Origin of the sequence: Faecalicatena fissicatena (assembly GCF_016900595.1) — a bacterium.
In the GTDB taxonomy this organism is placed as follows: domain Bacteria; phylum Bacillota; class Clostridia; order Lachnospirales; family Lachnospiraceae; genus Claveliimonas; species Claveliimonas intestinigallinarum.
In genome coordinates this window covers 210,942-227,800 of record NZ_JACLYY010000004.1, presented here as the reverse complement: position 1 = coordinate 227,800, position 16,859 = coordinate 210,942, and the positions used below count along the sequence as shown (strand labels likewise).

General features: G+C 52.7%; 15 protein-coding genes. 3 read left to right on the top strand and 12 right to left on the bottom strand.

From position 1 onward, the window contains the following. Positions 1–35: 35 nt before the first annotated feature. Positions 36–881, top strand: a complete 846-nt coding sequence (locus tag H7U36_RS06030) for a MerR family transcriptional regulator (RefSeq protein ID WP_171031522.1) — start codon at positions 36–38, stop codon at positions 879–881. Positions 882–972: 91 nt separating this feature from the next. Here H7U36_RS06030 and H7U36_RS06025 read toward each other — a convergent pair whose 3' ends face one another. The 6 genes from H7U36_RS06025 to garR form a co-directional block, all read right to left on the bottom strand. Continuing rightward, entirely contained in the window at positions 973–1,719 is a 747-nt protein-coding gene (locus H7U36_RS06025) for a DeoR/GlpR family DNA-binding transcription regulator (RefSeq protein WP_205147480.1), read from the bottom strand. 33 nt (positions 1,720–1,752) lie between these two features. After that, the gene (locus H7U36_RS06020; protein ID WP_033125408.1) at positions 1,753–3,156 is read right to left on the bottom strand and encodes a GntP family permease; all 1,404 of its coding nucleotides are present in this window, start codon (positions 3,154–3,156) and stop codon (positions 1,753–1,755) included. A gap of 30 nt (positions 3,157–3,186) precedes the next feature. After that, positions 3,187–4,185, bottom strand: a complete 999-nt coding sequence (gene pdxA, locus H7U36_RS06015; protein WP_033125407.1) for a 4-hydroxythreonine-4-phosphate dehydrogenase PdxA — start codon at positions 4,183–4,185, stop codon at positions 3,187–3,189. A gap of 65 nt (positions 4,186–4,250) precedes the next feature. After that, positions 4,251–5,555: a four-carbon acid sugar kinase family protein gene (locus tag H7U36_RS06010; RefSeq protein ID WP_191493251.1), complete on the bottom strand. Its 1,305-nt coding sequence runs from the start codon at positions 5,553–5,555 to the stop codon at positions 4,251–4,253. 221 nt (positions 5,556–5,776) lie between these two features. After that, positions 5,777–7,204: a four-carbon acid sugar kinase family protein gene (locus H7U36_RS06005; protein ID WP_191493252.1), complete on the bottom strand. Its 1,428-nt coding sequence runs from the start codon at positions 7,202–7,204 to the stop codon at positions 5,777–5,779. A 12-nt stretch (positions 7,205–7,216) separates the two neighbouring features. Next, on the bottom strand, positions 7,217–8,104 hold the full coding sequence (garR, locus tag H7U36_RS06000; protein ID WP_033125404.1) for a 2-hydroxy-3-oxopropionate reductase: 888 nt from the start codon (positions 8,102–8,104) through the stop codon (positions 7,217–7,219). A gap of 376 nt (positions 8,105–8,480) precedes the next feature. Between garR and H7U36_RS05995 the strand changes: the two genes are divergently transcribed. Next, positions 8,481–9,125, top strand: a complete 645-nt coding sequence (locus H7U36_RS05995) for a GntR family transcriptional regulator (RefSeq protein WP_033125403.1) — start codon at positions 8,481–8,483, stop codon at positions 9,123–9,125. Positions 9,126–9,141: 16 nt separating this feature from the next. On the opposite strand, the gene H7U36_RS05990 is transcribed toward H7U36_RS05995, so the two are convergent. From H7U36_RS05990 to H7U36_RS05980, 3 genes are read right to left on the bottom strand one after another with little or no spacing between them, the layout of a single operon-like run. Next, entirely contained in the window at positions 9,142–9,738 is a 597-nt protein-coding gene (locus tag H7U36_RS05990; protein WP_330637040.1) for an HD domain-containing protein, read from the bottom strand. A gap of 19 nt (positions 9,739–9,757) precedes the next feature. Next, positions 9,758–10,162 (bottom strand): secondary thiamine-phosphate synthase enzyme YjbQ, encoded by a 405-nt coding sequence (locus tag H7U36_RS05985; protein WP_033125402.1) that lies wholly within the window; start codon positions 10,160–10,162, stop codon positions 9,758–9,760. Between the two features lie 16 nt (positions 10,163–10,178). Continuing rightward, a complete protein-coding gene (locus H7U36_RS05980; RefSeq protein WP_033125401.1) occupies positions 10,179–11,036 on the bottom strand; it encodes a patatin-like phospholipase family protein in 858 nt (285 codons plus the stop codon). Positions 11,037–11,186: 150 nt separating this feature from the next. On the opposite strand from H7U36_RS05980, the gene H7U36_RS05975 reads away from it, so the two are divergent. Further along, entirely contained in the window at positions 11,187–12,821 is a 1,635-nt protein-coding gene (locus tag H7U36_RS05975) for an ABC-F family ATP-binding cassette domain-containing protein (RefSeq protein ID WP_033125400.1), read from the top strand. Between the two features lie 126 nt (positions 12,822–12,947). Here the strand turns inward: H7U36_RS05975 and H7U36_RS05970 are convergent, their stop codons facing one another. From H7U36_RS05970 to serC, 3 genes are all read right to left on the bottom strand, one after another. Then, entirely contained in the window at positions 12,948–14,420 is a 1,473-nt protein-coding gene (locus tag H7U36_RS05970) for a polysaccharide deacetylase family protein (RefSeq protein ID WP_033125399.1), read from the bottom strand. Between the two features lie 174 nt (positions 14,421–14,594). Continuing rightward, positions 14,595–15,758: a phosphoglycerate dehydrogenase gene (locus tag H7U36_RS05965; RefSeq protein ID WP_033125398.1), complete on the bottom strand. Its 1,164-nt coding sequence runs from the start codon at positions 15,756–15,758 to the stop codon at positions 14,595–14,597. A gap of 2 nt (positions 15,759–15,760) precedes the next feature. Further along, complete coding sequence (serC, locus tag H7U36_RS05960) at positions 15,761–16,843, bottom strand: 3-phosphoserine/phosphohydroxythreonine transaminase (RefSeq protein WP_033125397.1); 1,083 nt, start codon at positions 16,841–16,843, stop codon at positions 15,761–15,763. Between the last annotated feature and the right edge of the window lie 16 nt (positions 16,844–16,859).

Below are 16,859 nucleotides of genomic sequence, written 5' to 3'. Positions count from 1 at the left end.
ACGTTACGGTATAGTCAAGGAGAATGTGTATAATTATGCAAAAATTAGATATTCCATGCATAAAAACCGGTGAATTCGCCGCCCTGTGCGGCACCAACAAGAGGACCCTCTTCCACTACGATGAGATTGGCCTGTTCTCCCCCGCCCTGACGGACGAGAAGGGCTACCGATATTACAGCGAGAACCAGTGCGACGTCTTCTTCACCATCACCTGCCTGAAGGAGCTGGGCATGCCTCTCAAAGAGATCAAGGCCTACATCGACCACCGCTGCCCCGGCGACCTGGAAGGGCTTCTTCTCCTGCAAAGGGAAAAGGTGGAGCGGGAACTGGAGCAGCTGCGCCGCATCCGGACCGTCATCGAGACCAAGCTCTCCCTCGTCCGCCAGGCCAGGGACTTCCGGGATGTGACAGACCTGTCCCCGGTCCTTCTGGAAAGGCAGAAGGAAAGAGAGCTGCTGGTACTCAGCAGCCCTCTTTACACGGATGACCACGATAAAATTTTTTCTGTCCTCTGCAGCCACATCGGCCTTTGCAGCAGGGAGCACATCAACTCCGGCCACCCCTACGGCGCCATGCTCCCGGTGTCCTCTCTGGAAAAGGGGGATTATGAAACCTATGCATATTTTTTCACCAAGACCTCCTTCTCCGTGGACGGCCTGCCCTCCGACACTCAAATTCATGTAAAGTCCGCCGGCACATACGCCGCCGTCTATCTGCGGGGCAACTACTACCGCTCTGAGGAGGCCTGCCAGGCGCTCCTTTCCTTTGCGCGGGAAAAGGGCCTGACGCCGGGCAGCTTCGTATATAAGGAAGCGGTCCTGGATGAGCTGTCCGCTGACGAGGAGGACTATCTGACTCGGATCAGTGTATTGTGCCGGTGAGTGTGCTTCGCGGCGGATATAGCTCATCGCAGGCGCACGACAAAACCGCTGCGGGGCAGTCTGTTTTTCTGCCCCGCAGCGGTTTCACTCTTTACACATAGATCATTCTGACATCAGACTCTTCTGCTTTTCTCTTTTCCTCAGCGGTTAGCTCCCTCGTAGTGAGCACCGCCGTGTAATCCGACAGGTGATTGACCTTAGTCACAGCCTGCCTCCCAAATTTGGACTCATCCACCACAAGATATGCCTTCCGGCATCTCTGGCGAGCCTTTCTCTTCAGGAAAGCCTTATCCACTGTAGGGGTAAAGACCTCCAGCTCCTCGTTGATGGACGCGGCGCCGAAAAAGCCTATGTCAAACCGGAAATCCTCCAGCATCTGAGTCGCATAATATCCAAGCATGCTTCCGGTACTTTTCTGTACCATTCCGCCGCACAGCAGCAGCTCAGCCTGGCTGTTTTTCAGAAGCCCGGCAATCTCCAGGTCATTTGTCATGACCATGATGTCCGGCACGTTCTGGATCGCCTTGGCAATCTCGTAGGTAGTAGTCCCGGCGTCCAGATAGATGTTATCCCCCGCCGAGACAAGGGGCACGCACCTGGCTGCCAGCTTTACCTTCTCATGCTTGTGGCTGGTACTTTTGTCTGCATAGGTCACCTCCTGCTTTGCCACCGCACCTCCATGGCATCGCTCAAGTATATTGTCCTCCTGCAGTTTTTCCAGATCTCTTCTTATTGTCATAGTGCTGACCTGCAGATCATGCGCCAGATCATCCACCTGGACGCTTCCCTGCTCCCTGATCAGCTCCACGATCCTTGCCTGCCTCTCTGCTGCCAGCATACAAAATCACCTCTTACGGATTATTGTACACGATTACATGAAAATACTCAATATGAGAACTTCAACAATACCAATGGCCCACGCGATGGTGGATGTCACTGACCACACCTGCAGCTGGTCCTTTGCCTCCTTCACACCCAGCGTTCTGTTTACAACCCAGAAATAGCTGTCGTTGAAGTAGCTGAAGAACAGAGAGCCCACGCAGCATGCGATGGCGCCCAGAGTGGGGTTCACGCCTGATGCGATGATGATGGGCGCGGAGATGCTCGCAGCTGTTGTCATGGCCACTGTTCCGGAGCCCTGGATGAAACGCATCAGGGTGGCGATGATCAGAGGAAGCACGATGATCGGGATGGCTGTCTGGGCAAGTCCCTCTGCCATGTATGTGCCAAGTCCGGAGTCCTTGATGATCTGGCCGAGAGCTCCGCCTCCACCTGTTACAAGCATGATGATACCGGCCGACTCCATACCCTTTTCCATCTCTGTCAGAGCTGTATGTCTGTCAAGCCCTCTTCCAAGGGTGAAGATGGACAGGAGAAGTCCCAGGCCTACCGCGATGATGGGCTGGCCAAGGAAGATCAGCACTTCCATGATACCTGTTGTCTGTCCCACAGCTGTAGCTACTGTGTTGATGAGAATGAGGATAATGGGCAGGAACAGAGGAGCAAAGGACTCAAATGTTCCCGGCATCTTCTCGTCTCCCATGTGGAAAGCGTTCTCATAATCCGGCTCCTGGTAGGGCATTTCGACTACTTCACCGTCCTCGTTGGGGATGCGGTAGAATTTCTTTGCCAGAACCTTCTTTGCATAAACCACACAGCCGATTGCCATTGGGATGGCAAGAACCAGTGTCAGCAGAATAAATGTACCTACGTCGATCCCGAAGATACCGCACACACCCAGAGGTCCGGGTGTAGGCGGAACAAGGGAGTGGGTGATGACAAGTCCGGCGGCCAGAGCAGCTCCCAGACCGATCACAGATTTCTTTGTTGCTCTGGAAATAGCCTTGGCGATCGGTGAAAGAACCACAAATCCAGAGTCGCAGAAAATAGGGATGGATACAAGGAAACCAGTCAGGCACAGGGCCTCCTCCTCTCTCTTCTTTCCAAAGAGCTTCAAGAAGGTGTAGGCCATCCGCTTGGCCGCACCGGTCACCTCAAAGATCTGTCCCATCATAACGCCGAAACCGATGATGATACCGATACTTCCAAGAGTGCTTCCAAAGCCTCCCGTGATAGAATTGACAATCCCCAGCGTGGTCCCGTCCTCCAGTGTGATATTGGACAGGGGCATCCCCCCTACAACGCCCACGATAACGGTACATACGATCAGCGCCAGAAACGCCTGAACCTTTGTCTTCAGTACAAGAAAAATAAGAACAATAATACCTACAGCAAGACCAAGCAACATTCTGTTGCCGTCCAGTCCTCCTATCATACAAATCCCTCCTTTAGATTATACATCTTGTTATTTTGTAAAATGAGGTGCGTATTTCGCGGCCAGCCGAATGGCTTCGATCATGCTCACAGCACTCACCTTTCCGGTGCCCGCTATATCAAATGCAGTGCCGTGGTCCACAGATGTCCTGAGGATAGGCATCCCATTTGTAATCGCAATGGTTTTCTCAAAATCCAGCGTCTTTGTGGCAATATGTCCCTGGTCGTGATACAGAGAGAGGACACTGTTGTACTTTCCAATGGCCGCCTGGTGGAATACGGAGTCAGCGCCGATGGGTCCTGCCACATCGTATCCCATCTTCTTCAGCTCCTCGATGGCGGGGATAATCTCCTCCACCTCCTCCCAGCCGAAGAGACCGTGCTCCCCGCTGTGAGGATTCAGGCCCGCAATGGCCATGGTTCCCTCCTTCACCCCGAGACGTTTCAGGGCCTCCGTGCATCTGACTACATAGTCCACGATTCGATCCTTCTTGATCATGTCCAGCATCTGGCGAAGAGACACATGCCTTGTCAGGAAGAATACCCGCATGCCGTTTGTCTCGAACATAGTCAGAGGATCCTCTGTACCTGTAAGGGCTCCAAAGATCTCCGTGTGTCCGATAAAATGGATATCACCCGCCTTCAGGGCCTCCTTGTTGATAGGTGTGGTGGATACCGCGTCCACTTCCCCGGCGTTCGCCAGCTCAATGCTCTTTGCAATGTAGTCATAGGCAGCCTTCCCACACATGCCGCTGACCTTGCCGAACTCGAAGACATCCATATTCACATTGTCCAGGTCGATCAGGTTCATGATCCCCTTCTCATACTGCCCCTCCGAGGGCTTCTGAATGACGCGGATCTCCAGGTCCGCGCCCACGATGCGGATGGCGTTCTCCATGCATTTTTTGTCTCCCACGATGACGCAGTCCGCCACCTCTGTGACCGCCTCGGATGCCAGCGATTTCGCCACGATCTCCGGCCCAACACCGGCCGGATCGCCCATGGTCACTGCAATAAGTGGTTTACTCATAATCTCATCCTCCCTTTTTCTTTCTACTGTGTATCTGAATAATAGTGTGTTTTGTATTATGTATTTTAGATGTACAGCTTCTCTTTCAGGTACGTGATGCATCTGTTGATAGCATCGTTCTGTCCCTGGCTGCCGCCCTTTGTGATAATATGAACTCCCTCGAACTCGCCCTTTAAGAACTGTCCGTAGGCGGCAAGAGGAAGCACCTCGTCCATCAGGCTTAAGCCCGCCGTGTCAAACCGCGCGCACACAGCCACTGTGATGTCCCCTCCGCTTGTGTACAGTCCCCTGAACTCAGGCTCTGCCTTAAAGATCCGGTAAGTGATCTCCGCGAAGCCGGAATTGATGCGGCCGGTCACCTCGTCCATGGAGCAGTTGTACTTCTCCATGTAGGGTTTAAAATCAATGCGGTTTTCCGGATAGATGCCGTCGCCGGTCACTGTAGAAACCACATTCAGCTTACATTCCTTAAGGATTTCCTCCGTCACCCGGCTGATCTCCTTCTCCCGCCTCTCATCGTCCTCGAGAAGCTCCTTTGTGTTCACAAACACATTGTGGGTCCTCTGGGAGAGCCACAGCTCCTCCATCTGGTTTCTCGTGTTTGGATGCACGCTTCCAACCACCGCAAGGATACGGCTCTTTTCCTTCTTCTCAGAGGGGGTGATCAGCTTTCTGGCAAGAGTAGCTGTGAAGACGCCCGGGTCAACGGCCACTACCTTCATTTTGCTTGTGATCACCGCGTCCGCGATGAGATCCAGGTCTTCCTGGGTCACGCAGTCAACGGTAAGGATCCTGCATCCTTCCGCCACATGCTTTTTCATCAGGTCTGCCAGATAATGCTTACCGTGCATCAGGTCCTTCATCAGGATGGAAGCCACCTTGTACTTGCTCTGCTGTTCAAAGAGCACCGCGTCCTCCGATATAGTGACCGGCGTCTTCGGGTCGATGGCGATGTCCGTTTTATGCAGCGGCAGTCCGTTCACAAGCATATAGCCTCCGATCACAATACGCCCCGATGAGGGAAAGCAGGGAGCCACAACCGCCACGTAATCCTCACCCAGGCAGTCCAGCATGGCATCTGTCTCGCTTCCCAGATTTCCCCGCAGGGTGCTGTCAATCCTCTTGGAGTAGACCTTGACATCATCGTTTTTCAGCAGAGTGCAGACATTGTGCACACGGTTGTAGGCGATTTCCGGGTCAACCCCACGGCTGTCCGTGGGATAGAGAACACAGTCACAATCCTTCAGGGTGCTGAGCTCAATCCGCTCTGTATTCATGACCGTGTAGGCCGTGTAATTCATCTTTTTCAGAAGTACACCCGTTGCGTTCGCCCCTGTCAGGTCATCTGCGATTACTACACATTGAGGCATATCTCATTCCTCCTTCACGCTCCATTGTGTTCGTTTATGTTTGTATTGTACTTCTTATGTTTGTTTTTGTCAATTTAATCTAATTTTTATCAATCTTTTTGTATATTATGTATAAAATTCATGTTTATTTTTGTTTATTTTTACGTTTGTTTTCGTTGTATTTCTCGCGCAATGAAAAGGCCGGTCCTTTCCACTGTTTTCTGTGTTATTTATTTGTCAGATCATCTTCCCCTTATCAGGATCTCCGCCGCCTCTCTGAGGGTATCCGCCTCCCCCACATTGCCAGGAAAAATCACATAGGGAATACCGGGAAATCTGCTCTCCTCCCCTGTCTGCCACACAGGGATACCGGGACAGATCTGTCCCAGCACATTAGCCCGCTTTACCGCCAGCGCCTTTGTCCCCACATCACTGGAGGTGATGCCGCCCTTGGCAATGACAAAGGCCGGAGTCACGGACAGCCTTCCCACCAGAGACTGGACCGCATCAGAGATCCGCACAGAGAGCCGCAGCTCATCCTCCCTGTCCCCTGTGTCCGCTGTGATGAGGGCTCTTGTAGTGTAGCAGCACACGGTCCTGCCGCTTTTTATGCACACCTCTTCTTTCTCAAGGCAGCGCTGCACCTCCGCTTCAAAGGCCGCGGCATCCTTCACCAAGGTGGCGTCAAGCTCAATGAATTCAATCTCCTTCAGCTCTTTTAGCGCCTCCAGCTGACGGGTCGTCTTTTCCGTATGGGAGCCCACCACAATGATACCGCCGTTTTCCGTCTCCTTCACCACCATCTGCTTTCTCGTGAGAAGAGGCTGGCTTGTGACGCCTCCCATGACCTTGACAATGGCTGCCGCTGTGCGCAGCATGAAGACCTTCCCTTTTCTCATAGCCCGGTAGAGAGCCACGCAGAATACCTTTACATCCGCATAGTCCACCGCATTGACAACGATCTTGTTAAAATCCTTTACAGCGAGTAGCTGCCCTTCTATCTTATCTATATCCATATTATGGATATCTTCCAGAGAAATACAGGTTACATCCTCTTTCCTGTAGGCGCCCTTTGTCTTTTCCTCTACATACTCCGGCATGGCAGCCGCCGTGTACCCAAAGGTTTTATCCTTCGCAAACTCCGTCTCGTTGGCCGGCACCAGCTCATCGCCGTATTTCACATAGTGCACATTGCCAATGGTAAACCTTCCCCCCTCCTTAAAGAAAGGACAGAGCACCTCCCCGTCGATCACCTTGCCGGTATTCTTTTCATAATCCGCCTTTAAAAGCTCCGTCTCCAGAGGATAGTGTCCCCGCAGGGTGCTGTCGCTGCGGCTAATAAATATGTATTCCTTCCCCGTCTCCTTGGCCACCTCGTCTACCACTGCCGCAATCTCATGGTGAGCCTTCGTCGTCTGCTCTTCCGTAAAGCCCCGGGAGTTGGTAAGCACGTAAAAGAGATTGTTCCTCTCCTCAAATCCCGCCCGGATACTGTCTCTGTCCCATCCTGTATAGACAGAAATGTCGTGGACAGTCTGTACTCCGGTGGGATCATCGTCCAGAACCACGAGCTTTTTATTGCTGGCCGCAATCTCCTCCCCCAGAAGTCTGTCTATATACTCTTCATCTATTTTTTTGTAAGAAGTCAAAATATCAGCGCTGATGGACATACTGTTCCCCTCCTAATCTACTTTTTTCACTTCCACGTCAGCCAGCTTCTCAAAATACTGTACAATACCGCAGTGGTCGTCCTCCATGTGGCCATGAATCTTCAGGGTCTGCAGGATCTCGTAGAGCTGGGCCGTATAGGGGATGGGAACGTCGATGGCGTGGGCTGTGTTGACCACATTCTTGATGTCCTTGTGGTTGATACGAATAGGTCCTCCTGGTTTAAAATTGCGCTCCACGATCATGGGAATCTTGGCGTCAAGCACCGCACTGCCTGCCAGGCCGCCCCGGATGGCCTCGTAGACCTTCACCGGATCCGCCCCGGCCTTGACGGCCATGACAAAGGCCTCGGACACGACAGCGATAGTATTATTTACAATGATCTGATTGGCCAGCTTTGTGACGCTGCCGCTTCCCGCCTCGCCAATATGAAGAGCAGATGAGCCCATAATATCAAAATAAGGCTTCAGGGCCTCAAAGTCCTTCTCCTCACCTCCTGCCATGATAGCCAGTGTCCCGGCCACAGCCCCCGGCTCTCCTCCGGACACAGGGGCGTCTACAAAGCCTACCCCCTTGCTCTTCAGTCTCTCATAGCACTCCTTTGACTCTACAGGTGTGACAGAGCTCATGTCACACACGATGCTCCCCTCTTTGATGGTGGAGGCCACGCCGCCCTCATCGAAGAGGATAGACTTTGTGATGTCCCCATTTGGCACGATGATGAATACGGTACCGCACTCTTCTCCGATCTGGGCATAGCTGGCCGCCTTTGCCCCGGCCGCGACCACATCTGCCACAGCCTCCTGGTTGAGGTCTGTCACCAACAGCTCCACGCCCGCCTTCAGAAGATTCTTTGCCATAGGTCTTCCCATAATTCCAAGTCCGATAAATCCTGCTTTCATACTTCATTCTCTCCTTTGCGTTTGTTTTTGACTGTTTTGCACAAATAATCCTGTTTTATATGTGCTTACTTGTTGTTTTTTGTTCTTTCTAACTACACTTTACTACATACCGGTATACCGGTAAATCCCTAAAATTTCTTTCTCCGTTTATGCCAATTTTCCCCTTTCAAATTTGGGCAGAATTCCCATAAACACTGGATTTTTACGTTATTTTATTAACGCTCTGCTCCGCCCGCTTCACTCATACAAAAAGTGGATTTTTCACAGGTTTCTATTGGATTTTATACAGGAAACAGTGTACAATAGAACTAGATTTTTTTAGAATTTTTATCTATCTTTGACAAAACACAGACAAATATAAAAGGAGCCCCGCGCCATGATGACATTAAACGAACAGGCCTATGAGCATTTAAAGAAAATGATCACAGAGGATCAGCTCTCCTACCAGGAGATCTACTCCGAGACCAAGCTCTCCCGGGAGCTGGGCATCTCCCGCACCCCCTTTCGGGACGCCATCCACAGGCTGGTGCAGGAGGGCTACATTGACATCATCCCCAGCAAGGGATTCCGCCTCCACCAGCTCACAAAGAAGGACGTGGTGGAGACCTTCCAGGTGCGCTCCGCCCTGGAGACCTACTGTGCCATGGAGATCACCCGGGCCTACACATCCAGAAGGGCAAAGCGGCTCTTCCGGGAGCTTCATTTCAATATGGAGGAAATGAAAGAAATCTTGGAGACCACGCAGTCTATCCAGGATTTCTGTACCTATGATTTTCAGTTTCATGTAGAGATCGTCCGCTATCTGGAAAACAGACAGTTTTCCGACATCTTTGACACCTTCATGTACCGGATGCAGCGGCTGGCCCTGATGTCCCTCTCCCACCCGGGCCGGATGGAGGACACCTACCGGGAGCATCTCGCCATCCTTGAGACTATGGAGGCCGGGGACACGGCCCACATCTACGACATCACGCTGCGCCACATGGATGTGCCAAGAGGAATCAATCTGGAGGACCTCTAGTATGCCTCCCTCTCCATCAGAGTCTCCCTCCTGTGAGATCTTCTTTCAATTTCTCTGTCCTCATCTTCTTCACCGAGTCCTGGTTCACCCGCTCCCGCAGCGCCGCCATCCAGGGGATGTCCCTTGTCTCCTTCTCCCCGTAGGTGAGCTGCAGCTCATACTCCAGGGGCAGCCAGGTGGAGAGGTCCGCCTCGTTGTGCTGGATCAGGGCCTCCAGCTTGTCCATGGCGTTCACAAGCCGGGCCTCTGGCGTCTTCTTCTCGCGAACCTCCCGGAATATGTCCCTCATCTCCTCCTGCCGGGGCCGGGGCAGAAGGCGGGCGATCTCCTCCTGCGCCTCTTCTTCTGTCTTTTCATCCTCTCCTGTCTTTTCAAAGGCGGGAATATCTCCTGTGACCGCCTCTCCCATATCGTGGAAGAGAGCCAGCTCCATGACCCGGTTCATATCAAGCTCCGGGAACTCATCCCTCACAAGCCAGGCAAATACCAGCAGGCGGTACACATGCTCCGCCACGCTCTCATGGCGCCCGCTGCTTGTCCAGGAATGTCGGGTATTGCATTTCAGCTTCTCCGCCACCCCCAGAAAGGTAAGTAATGTATCGTGATCCATCATTTCATCCTGTCCTTTTACTCTAGCCCTCCAGTATCTTTACGTAGAAGGTCCTGTTTCTTGGTCCGTCAAAGTCGCAGAAATAGAGATCCTGCCAGATTCCCAGGATCAGCTCTCCGCCGCTTAGGATCATGGTCTGGGAAGGGCCAAAGAGGGTCGTCTTCATGTGGGCGTGGGAGTTGCCCTCCGCGTGGCGGTAGTAATCCGCCTTCGTGGGAAAGGCCTTCTCAAAGCCCTGGAGCATGTCCCGGACTACATCCGGATCCGCGTTTTCGTTGATGGTAAACCCGGCTGTCGTATGGGGCGAGAAGACCACCACAATGCCGTCCTTTGCGCCGCTCCTTTCAATGTCCTCCCTCACCATGTCCGTCACCTTGGTCATCTGCTGGGCGCCCCTTGTGGAAATGTGATGTTCAAACAAATGCATACCTTTTGTCCTCCTTCTATTTTTCCAGAAATCTCATGAGCTCGTCGTACTCTTTTCTCATCAGTCTGTAGCCGTGCTCATAGAAATGCATCAGTGTGTCATAGTCCTTCTCCAGCCTGGATACCGTTGGGATGAGCGGCCGCAGGACAAAGATCTTCCCCTCTGACTCAAGCTGTTCTATGCGCTTCATAGTCCTGTTGTACACAATGCTCCTGTTCACAATGCTGCGGATCAGGTTCGGGTACTTTTTGTAGGCTCTCCTGTAGAGCTGTACTGTAGCCCTTGAGGGCATCTTTTTGCGGTAGCCTGGATTTCTCGTCAGCACAACGATGGATTTGCCGTTTCCAATCTCCATGGCCCTCTCTATGGGAATGGAATCCGCAAGTCCGCCGTCCAGATAGGGAATCCCATCCACATTGACCATGGGACAGATCAGAGGCATGCTGCAGGACGCCCGGCAGATCTTCATGAGCCGCTGCCTGTCCGAGTCCTCAGTCATGTACTCCGCCCTGCCTGTCACACAGTTGGTCGTGACGATCTCGCACTCTATATCTGAAGAAAAATACGTGTCGTAGTCAAAGGGGAAAATTTCATTGGGATACCGGTCAAAGACCATGTCCATATCCATCAGGCTTTTCTCTTTGATAAATTTTCGGAAGCCGTAGTAATAATTATATTCCTTCTCCTTATGAATCATGCAGTCTCTCGTCCTTCCGGGCTGCTTTGACACATAATCCACCGCGTTGCAGCACCCCGCAGAGACGCCGATGACATAGGATGTATAGAAATCCTTTTCCATCAGATAGTCCAGAGCCCCCGAGGTAAACACGCCTCTGGTCGCTCCGCCTTCCAGTACCAGTGTTGCTTTAACCATATCGTCTGCCTCCTTTTCAACCTATATTATAAACGCATTTTCCACAGATGAAAACCCTCCTTTTCTCCTTGCCATTTCCTCCTTTTTTTGCTAAGATAGGCTTTGTATGCAATGAAACCTTGAAAAGAGATTGATAGGAGAAAGATTACTATGATCAGTACAAGTAATGTGACACTGCGTGTCGGCAAAAAGGCTTTGTTTGAAGATGTAAATATCAAATTCACAGAGGGGAACTGCTACGGCCTAATCGGGGCCAACGGGGCGGGAAAATCCACCTTCCTTAAGATCCTCTCCGGACAGCTTGAGCCCACCAGCGGCGAGGTCATCATCACCCCCGGGGAGCGGCTCTCCTTCCTGCAGCAGGATCATTTCAAATATGACGAGTTTCCTGTCCTTGATACCGTCATCATGGGAAACGCAAGACTCTATGAGATCATGAAGGAAAAGGAGGTTCTCTACGCAAAGGAGGATTTCACGGACGAGGATGGCATCAAGGCCAGTGAGCTGGAGGCTGAGTTCGCCACGATGAACGGCTGGGAGGCTGAGTCCGACGCCGCCTCTCTCTTAAACGGCCTCGGCATTGACACAGACATGCACTACAGGATGATGAAGGATTTAAACGGTCCCGAGAAGGTGAAGGTCCTTCTGGCTCAGGCCCTCTTCGGGAACCCGGACATCCTGCTCCTGGACGAGCCCACCAACCACCTGGATCTGGACGCCATTGCCTGGCTGGAGGAGTTCCTCATCGGCTTTGACAACACAGTCATCGTGGTGTCCCACGACCGCTACTTCCTCAACAAGGTCTGCACCCAGATTGCGGACATTGACTACGGAAAGATCAAGCTCTACGCCGGAAACTATGACTTCTGGTATGAGTCCAGCCAGCTTCTCATCCGCCAGATGAAGGAGGCCAACAAGAAGAAGGAGGAGAAGATCAAGGAGCTGCAGGAGTTCATCTCCCGCTTCAGCGCCAACGCCTCCAAGTCCAAGCAGGCCACCTCAAGAAAGAGAGCCCTGGAGAAGATCCAGCTGGACGACATCCAGCCCTCCAGCAGGAAGTATCCCTACATTGATTTCCGCCCCAACCGGGAAATCGGAAATGAGGTGCTCACTGTGGATGGCCTCTCCAAGACCATCGACGGAGAAAAAGTGCTGGACAACATCTCCTTCACACTGAACAGGGAGGACAAGGTGGCATTTGTAGGCGGCAACGAGCTGGCAAAGACCACCCTCTTCCAGATTCTCATGGGCGAGATGGAGCCGGACGAGGGCACTTACAAATGGGGAGTCACCACTACACAGGCCTATTTCCCCCTGGACTACGGCAGTGAATTTGACAATGACTACACCATCGTGGAGTGGCTCACCCAGTACTCAGAGGAGAAGGATGCCACCTACGTGCGGGGCTTCCTGGGCCGCATGCTCTTCTCCGGGGACGACGGTGTCAAGCGGGTGAAGGTGCTCTCCGGAGGTGAGAAGGTGCGCTGCCTTCTCTCCAAGATGATGATCTCCGGCGCAAACGTTCTTCTCATGAACGAGCCCACCAACCACCTGGACATGGAATCCATCACAGCCCTCAACAACGGAATGATCAAGTTCCCGGGCGTGATCCTTTTCTCATCCAGGGACCATCAGATCGTGCAGACAACGGCAAACCGCATCATGGAGATCGTTCCCGGCGGAAAGCTGATCGACAAGATCACCACCTACGACGAGTATCTGGAGAGCGACGAGATGGCCAGAAAGCGCCAGACCTACACGGTCGCGGAGGGCGAGGACAACTAGAGCATACAGACTGGATAAAGTATATACACTATACAGACCATACGTATCCGCAAAATGTACGGACGAAAAAGAGAAGGCACATCCGCCTTCTCTTTTTTTCTGTCTTTTCCTATTTACTAAAATTTCCTATTTATTAAAATCCGTGTAGGTCTCCCCGGCCTTCATGTTGATGCCTCTGGCCTGGGCCATCTCGGAGACCGTCACAAGCTGGTACCCCTCATCCACCAGTCTGGGGATCAGCTGCAGGGCCGCATCCACTGTGGTGCTGTGTATGTCGTGCATAAGCACAATGTCCCCGTCGTCCGCGTTCTGGAGCACAGAGTTGATGACGGTCTGTGTATCCCCCTTCCAGTCCAGGGTATCCACATTCCAGAGAATCATGGGCATGCCCACGTTCTTCTTCACCGAGTCGTTGACAGCTCCGTAGGGCGGCCTCACCAGGGTCGCGCCCTCTCCGCAGGCTCCCTTGATCAGATCGTTTGTATCGCCGATCTGCTTTCGGATGTCCGCTTCGCTGATCTTGGTCAGCTCCGGATGGTTGTAGGAGTGGTTGCCCAGCTCACAGTCCGCCTCCAGTATCCTCTTGACCGTGTCCTCACGTCCCGGAATATTGACTCCCTGCAGGAAAAAGGTAGCGTGGGCATCGTATTTCTCCAGAAACTCCAAAAGCTCTCCGGTCCGCTCCCCCGGCCCGTCGTCAAAGGTGAGGGCCATCATGGGCTTGTCAGGATCGATACTGCTCTTCCGGGACTTCAGCTTCCCATCATCCCCGAAAACGCAGTCCAGTGTGCCGATCCTCTTTTTCCCTGTGACCATCTCCCCCTCCTGGGTGAAATAGTAGGTGGCTCCGTCCAGGTCAAACCAGCCGGCCGCCGCCTTCCCGTCCGACTGCAGATAGGCGCGGCTCTCCCCCTTGTCCAGCCACCTGTCGGTCTGCATGACTCCATCCTTGTCAAAATGGTAGTAGGTGACACCGATCTCCTGCCATCCGGTCACCTTCACGCCGTCCTCTCCGAAATAGTAGGTCTTTCCCTTCACATTCACGAAATCATTCTGGACATAGGTGTCGTCCCACCTTTTGAATTTGTCTCCGTCCCACTGTCCCACCTGGTTGAGGACAGTAAAGCTGCCGTCCTCCGTAAGGATAGAGATCTTCTTTTTCCACTCTCCCTTATCCCCCAGCTTCTTTGCCAGCTCCTTGTCCAGCTCTATATGGACAGGGTATTTTCCCTCTGTCGCGCCGTCGCTGTCGCAGAGCAGCTGGTAATGCTGTCCCGACCTCAGCTCCTCCACCAGATTCCAGGCCGTGTAGCCGGTCTCTTTGTCCAGCACTTTTTTCTTCAGCTTTTCCTCTTTCTTATCACAGGCCACCTTCGCCTGGAGATCCGGCATCTGCTCCCCCTGCTTGATGGACGCGGATTGCACCTCTATTGTAATGTCCGTCCTCGACACCCTGGCCGCCGCCGCGGCAGTCACTGCTCCTGCGGCCAGGATAAGGAGGATAGTCAGGGCTCCGATCATTCTCCTTCTCCTGAGCCTGTGGACGAGCCATCTCTTCCTGGCGTTCATGGAACGGATATTTCTGCTTCTCTTTGACATATGTACCTCTTCTCCGGCATGTTTCTCTTTTGTTGTTATTTGCCGAAAAATATATAAAATTACTATATATTGTAGAGGATAACACCATATAGGGTACACTGCAATAAAAGTGACAAAGATGTAATATTAATTATCTTTCATGTAACAGTTTGTTAATAAAAAGGGGGTTCTGAATTAATTCAGAACCCTTACTCTTAAAACGCCCTCTATATTCCGCAGATCGTTTTCCACATTTGCGGGAATATCTGAGTCAATATCAATCATCGTATAGGCGTAGGCACCCTTGCTCTTATTGGAAAGATCGGCGATATTCATGTTGTCGGCCGCCAGAATCTTCGTAAACTGTCCCAGCATGTTGGGCTTATTGTAGTGCAGGAGCACAATGCGCCTGTTGTCCCCCGGCATGCCCATGTCGCAGTCCGGATAATTGACAGAGTTTTTGATATTCCCGTACTCCAGATAATCCATCAGCTGGCGCACAGCCATCTTCGCACAGTTGTCCTCCGACTCCTCTGTGGAAGCCCCCAGATGAGGAATCACGATGGCTCCCTTCACCCCGGCGATCACCGGTGTCGGGAAGTCAGACACATAGTGTTTCACCTGGCCGCTCTCCAGAGCGTCGATCATGTCCTCCTCGTTGACCAGCACATCCCGGGCGAAATTCAGAACAACCACGCCCTTTTTCATAAGTCCGATGGCGTTCTTGTCGATCATTCCTTTGTTGTTCGCTGTGGCGGGCACATGGACTGTAATGTAGTCGCAGTTCTTGTAGAGCTCATCCACTGTCTTGGCGTGATGGATGTTTCTGGACAGCCTCCAGGCCGCGTCCACGGAGACATAGGGATCAAAGCCAAAGACCTCCATGCCCAGATGGATGCCCGCGTTGGCCACCAGACCGCCGATGGCTCCCAGGCCGATGACGCCCAGCTTCTTGCCCTCCAGCTCACAGCCGGCGAAGGCCTTCTTTGCCTTCTCTGTGTCCTTGGCAATATTGCCGTCCTCCTCGTTTTCCTGGACCCAGTTGATGCCCCCTATGATATCTCTGGATGCCAGGAGCATGCCGGCGATGACCAGCTCCTTCACGCCGTTGGCATTGGCTCCCGGTGTGTTGAACACAACAATGCCCTCCTCCGCGCACCGCTCCAGAGGGATATTGTTGACACCCGCACCAGCCCGGGCGATAGCCTTCAGCTCCTGAGAAAACTCCATTTCGTGCATGCCGGCGCTGCGGACAAGCAGTGCGTCTGCTTTTTTAGGATCACTAACAGGTACGTATTTTTCAGTCATAGCGTCTATTCCCACCTGGGAAATAGGATTGAGGCAGTAATAATGATACATGATTATAAGTTCTCCTTTTCAAATTGTGCCATAAAGTCTACCAGTGCCTGCACGCCTTCATAGGGCATTGCGTTGTAAATGCTTGCTCTCATGCCGCCCACAGTGCGGTGTCCCTTCAGGTTCTCAAGCCCCGCCTTCTTCGCCTCAGCGACGAATTTCGCGTCAAGCTCTTCATCCCCTGTCACAAAGGGCACATTCATGAGGGAGCGGTCCTCTTTGCGGACAGTTCCCTTGAACAGACGGCTCTGATCCAGAAAATCATAGAGAAGAGCAGCCTTCTTTTCGTTCCTCTCCTTCATCGCCGCAAGGCCGCCCTGGGCCTTCAGCCACTTGAACACCTTGCCGCAAATGTAGATGCCGTAGGCGGGCGGCGTATTGTAGAGAGACCCTGCATCCGCATGGGTCTTGTACTTCAGCATGGTGGGTGTGCCGGGGAGCACATCGTCTGTGATGAGATCCTCCCGGATGATGACGATGACCACGCCGGCAGGCCCGATGTTCTTCTGCACGCCGCCGTAGATAACGCCGTACTTTGTCACATCCACAGGCTCGGAGAGGAAGCAGGAGGATACATCAGCCACCAGCGTCTTCCCCTTTGTGTTTGGGAGCGTCTTGAACTTCGTGCCGTAAATGGTGTTGTTCTCACATATGTACACATAGTCCGCATCCGGGGAGACGGGCAGATCCGAGCAGTCCGGGATATAGGAAAATGTCTTGTCTTCCGATGAGGCGATCTTGTTCACCTTCCCGTATTTCTGCGCCTCCTGGTACGCCTTTTTTGCCCACTGGCCGGTGACAATGTAGTCCGCCACCCTGTTTTTCATCAAATTCATGGGGATCATGGCAAACTGCTGGGACGCTCCCCCCTGCAGGAAGAGAACTTTGTAATTGTCCGGTATCTGCATCAGCTCCCGGATGTCGGCTTCCGCTTCCTCAATAATCCCGGCAAATGCCTTTGAGCGGTGACTCATTTCCATCACGGACATGCCCGTTCCCCTGTAATCTAACATCTCGTCTGCTGCTTCTCTGAGGACTTCTTCCGGCAGCACGGCCGGTCCTGCTGAAAAATTGTACACTCTGCTCATTGTTGATCCCTCCGAT

Bases quoted from the DNA above. Each gene is read 5' to 3' on its own strand.
- serC (WP_033125397.1), bottom strand. From the start codon at position 16,843: ATGAGCAGAGTGTACAATTTTTCAGCAGGACCGGCCGTGCTGCCGGAA.
- H7U36_RS06025 (WP_205147480.1), bottom strand. From the start codon at position 1,719: ATGCTGGCAGCAGAGAGGCAGGCAAGGATCGTGGAGCTGATCAGGGAG.
- H7U36_RS05990 (WP_330637040.1), bottom strand. From the start codon at position 9,738: ATGATGGATCACGATACATTACTTACCTTTCTGGGGGTGGCGGAGAAG.
- H7U36_RS06005 (WP_191493252.1), bottom strand. From the start codon at position 7,204: ATGTCCATCAGCGCTGATATTTTGACTTCTTACAAAAAAATAGATGAA.
- H7U36_RS06030 (WP_171031522.1), top strand. From the start codon at position 36: ATGCAAAAATTAGATATTCCATGCATAAAAACCGGTGAATTCGCCGCC.
- H7U36_RS06020 (WP_033125408.1), bottom strand. From the start codon at position 3,156: ATGATAGGAGGACTGGACGGCAACAGAATGTTGCTTGGTCTTGCTGTA.
- garR (WP_033125404.1), bottom strand. From the start codon at position 8,104: ATGAAAGCAGGATTTATCGGACTTGGAATTATGGGAAGACCTATGGCA.
- H7U36_RS05980 (WP_033125401.1), bottom strand. From the start codon at position 11,036: ATGGTTAAAGCAACACTGGTACTGGAAGGCGGAGCGACCAGAGGCGTG.
- H7U36_RS05965 (WP_033125398.1), bottom strand. From the start codon at position 15,758: ATGTATCATTATTACTGCCTCAATCCTATTTCCCAGGTGGGAATAGAC.
- H7U36_RS05975 (WP_033125400.1), top strand. From the start codon at position 11,187: ATGATCAGTACAAGTAATGTGACACTGCGTGTCGGCAAAAAGGCTTTG.
- H7U36_RS05970 (WP_033125399.1), bottom strand. From the start codon at position 14,420: ATGTCAAAGAGAAGCAGAAATATCCGTTCCATGAACGCCAGGAAGAGA.
- H7U36_RS06010 (WP_191493251.1), bottom strand. From the start codon at position 5,555: ATGCCTCAATGTGTAGTAATCGCAGATGACCTGACAGGGGCGAACGCA.
- H7U36_RS05985 (WP_033125402.1), bottom strand. From the start codon at position 10,162: ATGCATTTGTTTGAACATCACATTTCCACAAGGGGCGCCCAGCAGATG.
- pdxA (WP_033125407.1), bottom strand. From the start codon at position 4,185: ATGAGTAAACCACTTATTGCAGTGACCATGGGCGATCCGGCCGGTGTT.
- H7U36_RS05995 (WP_033125403.1), top strand. From the start codon at position 8,481: ATGATGACATTAAACGAACAGGCCTATGAGCATTTAAAGAAAATGATC.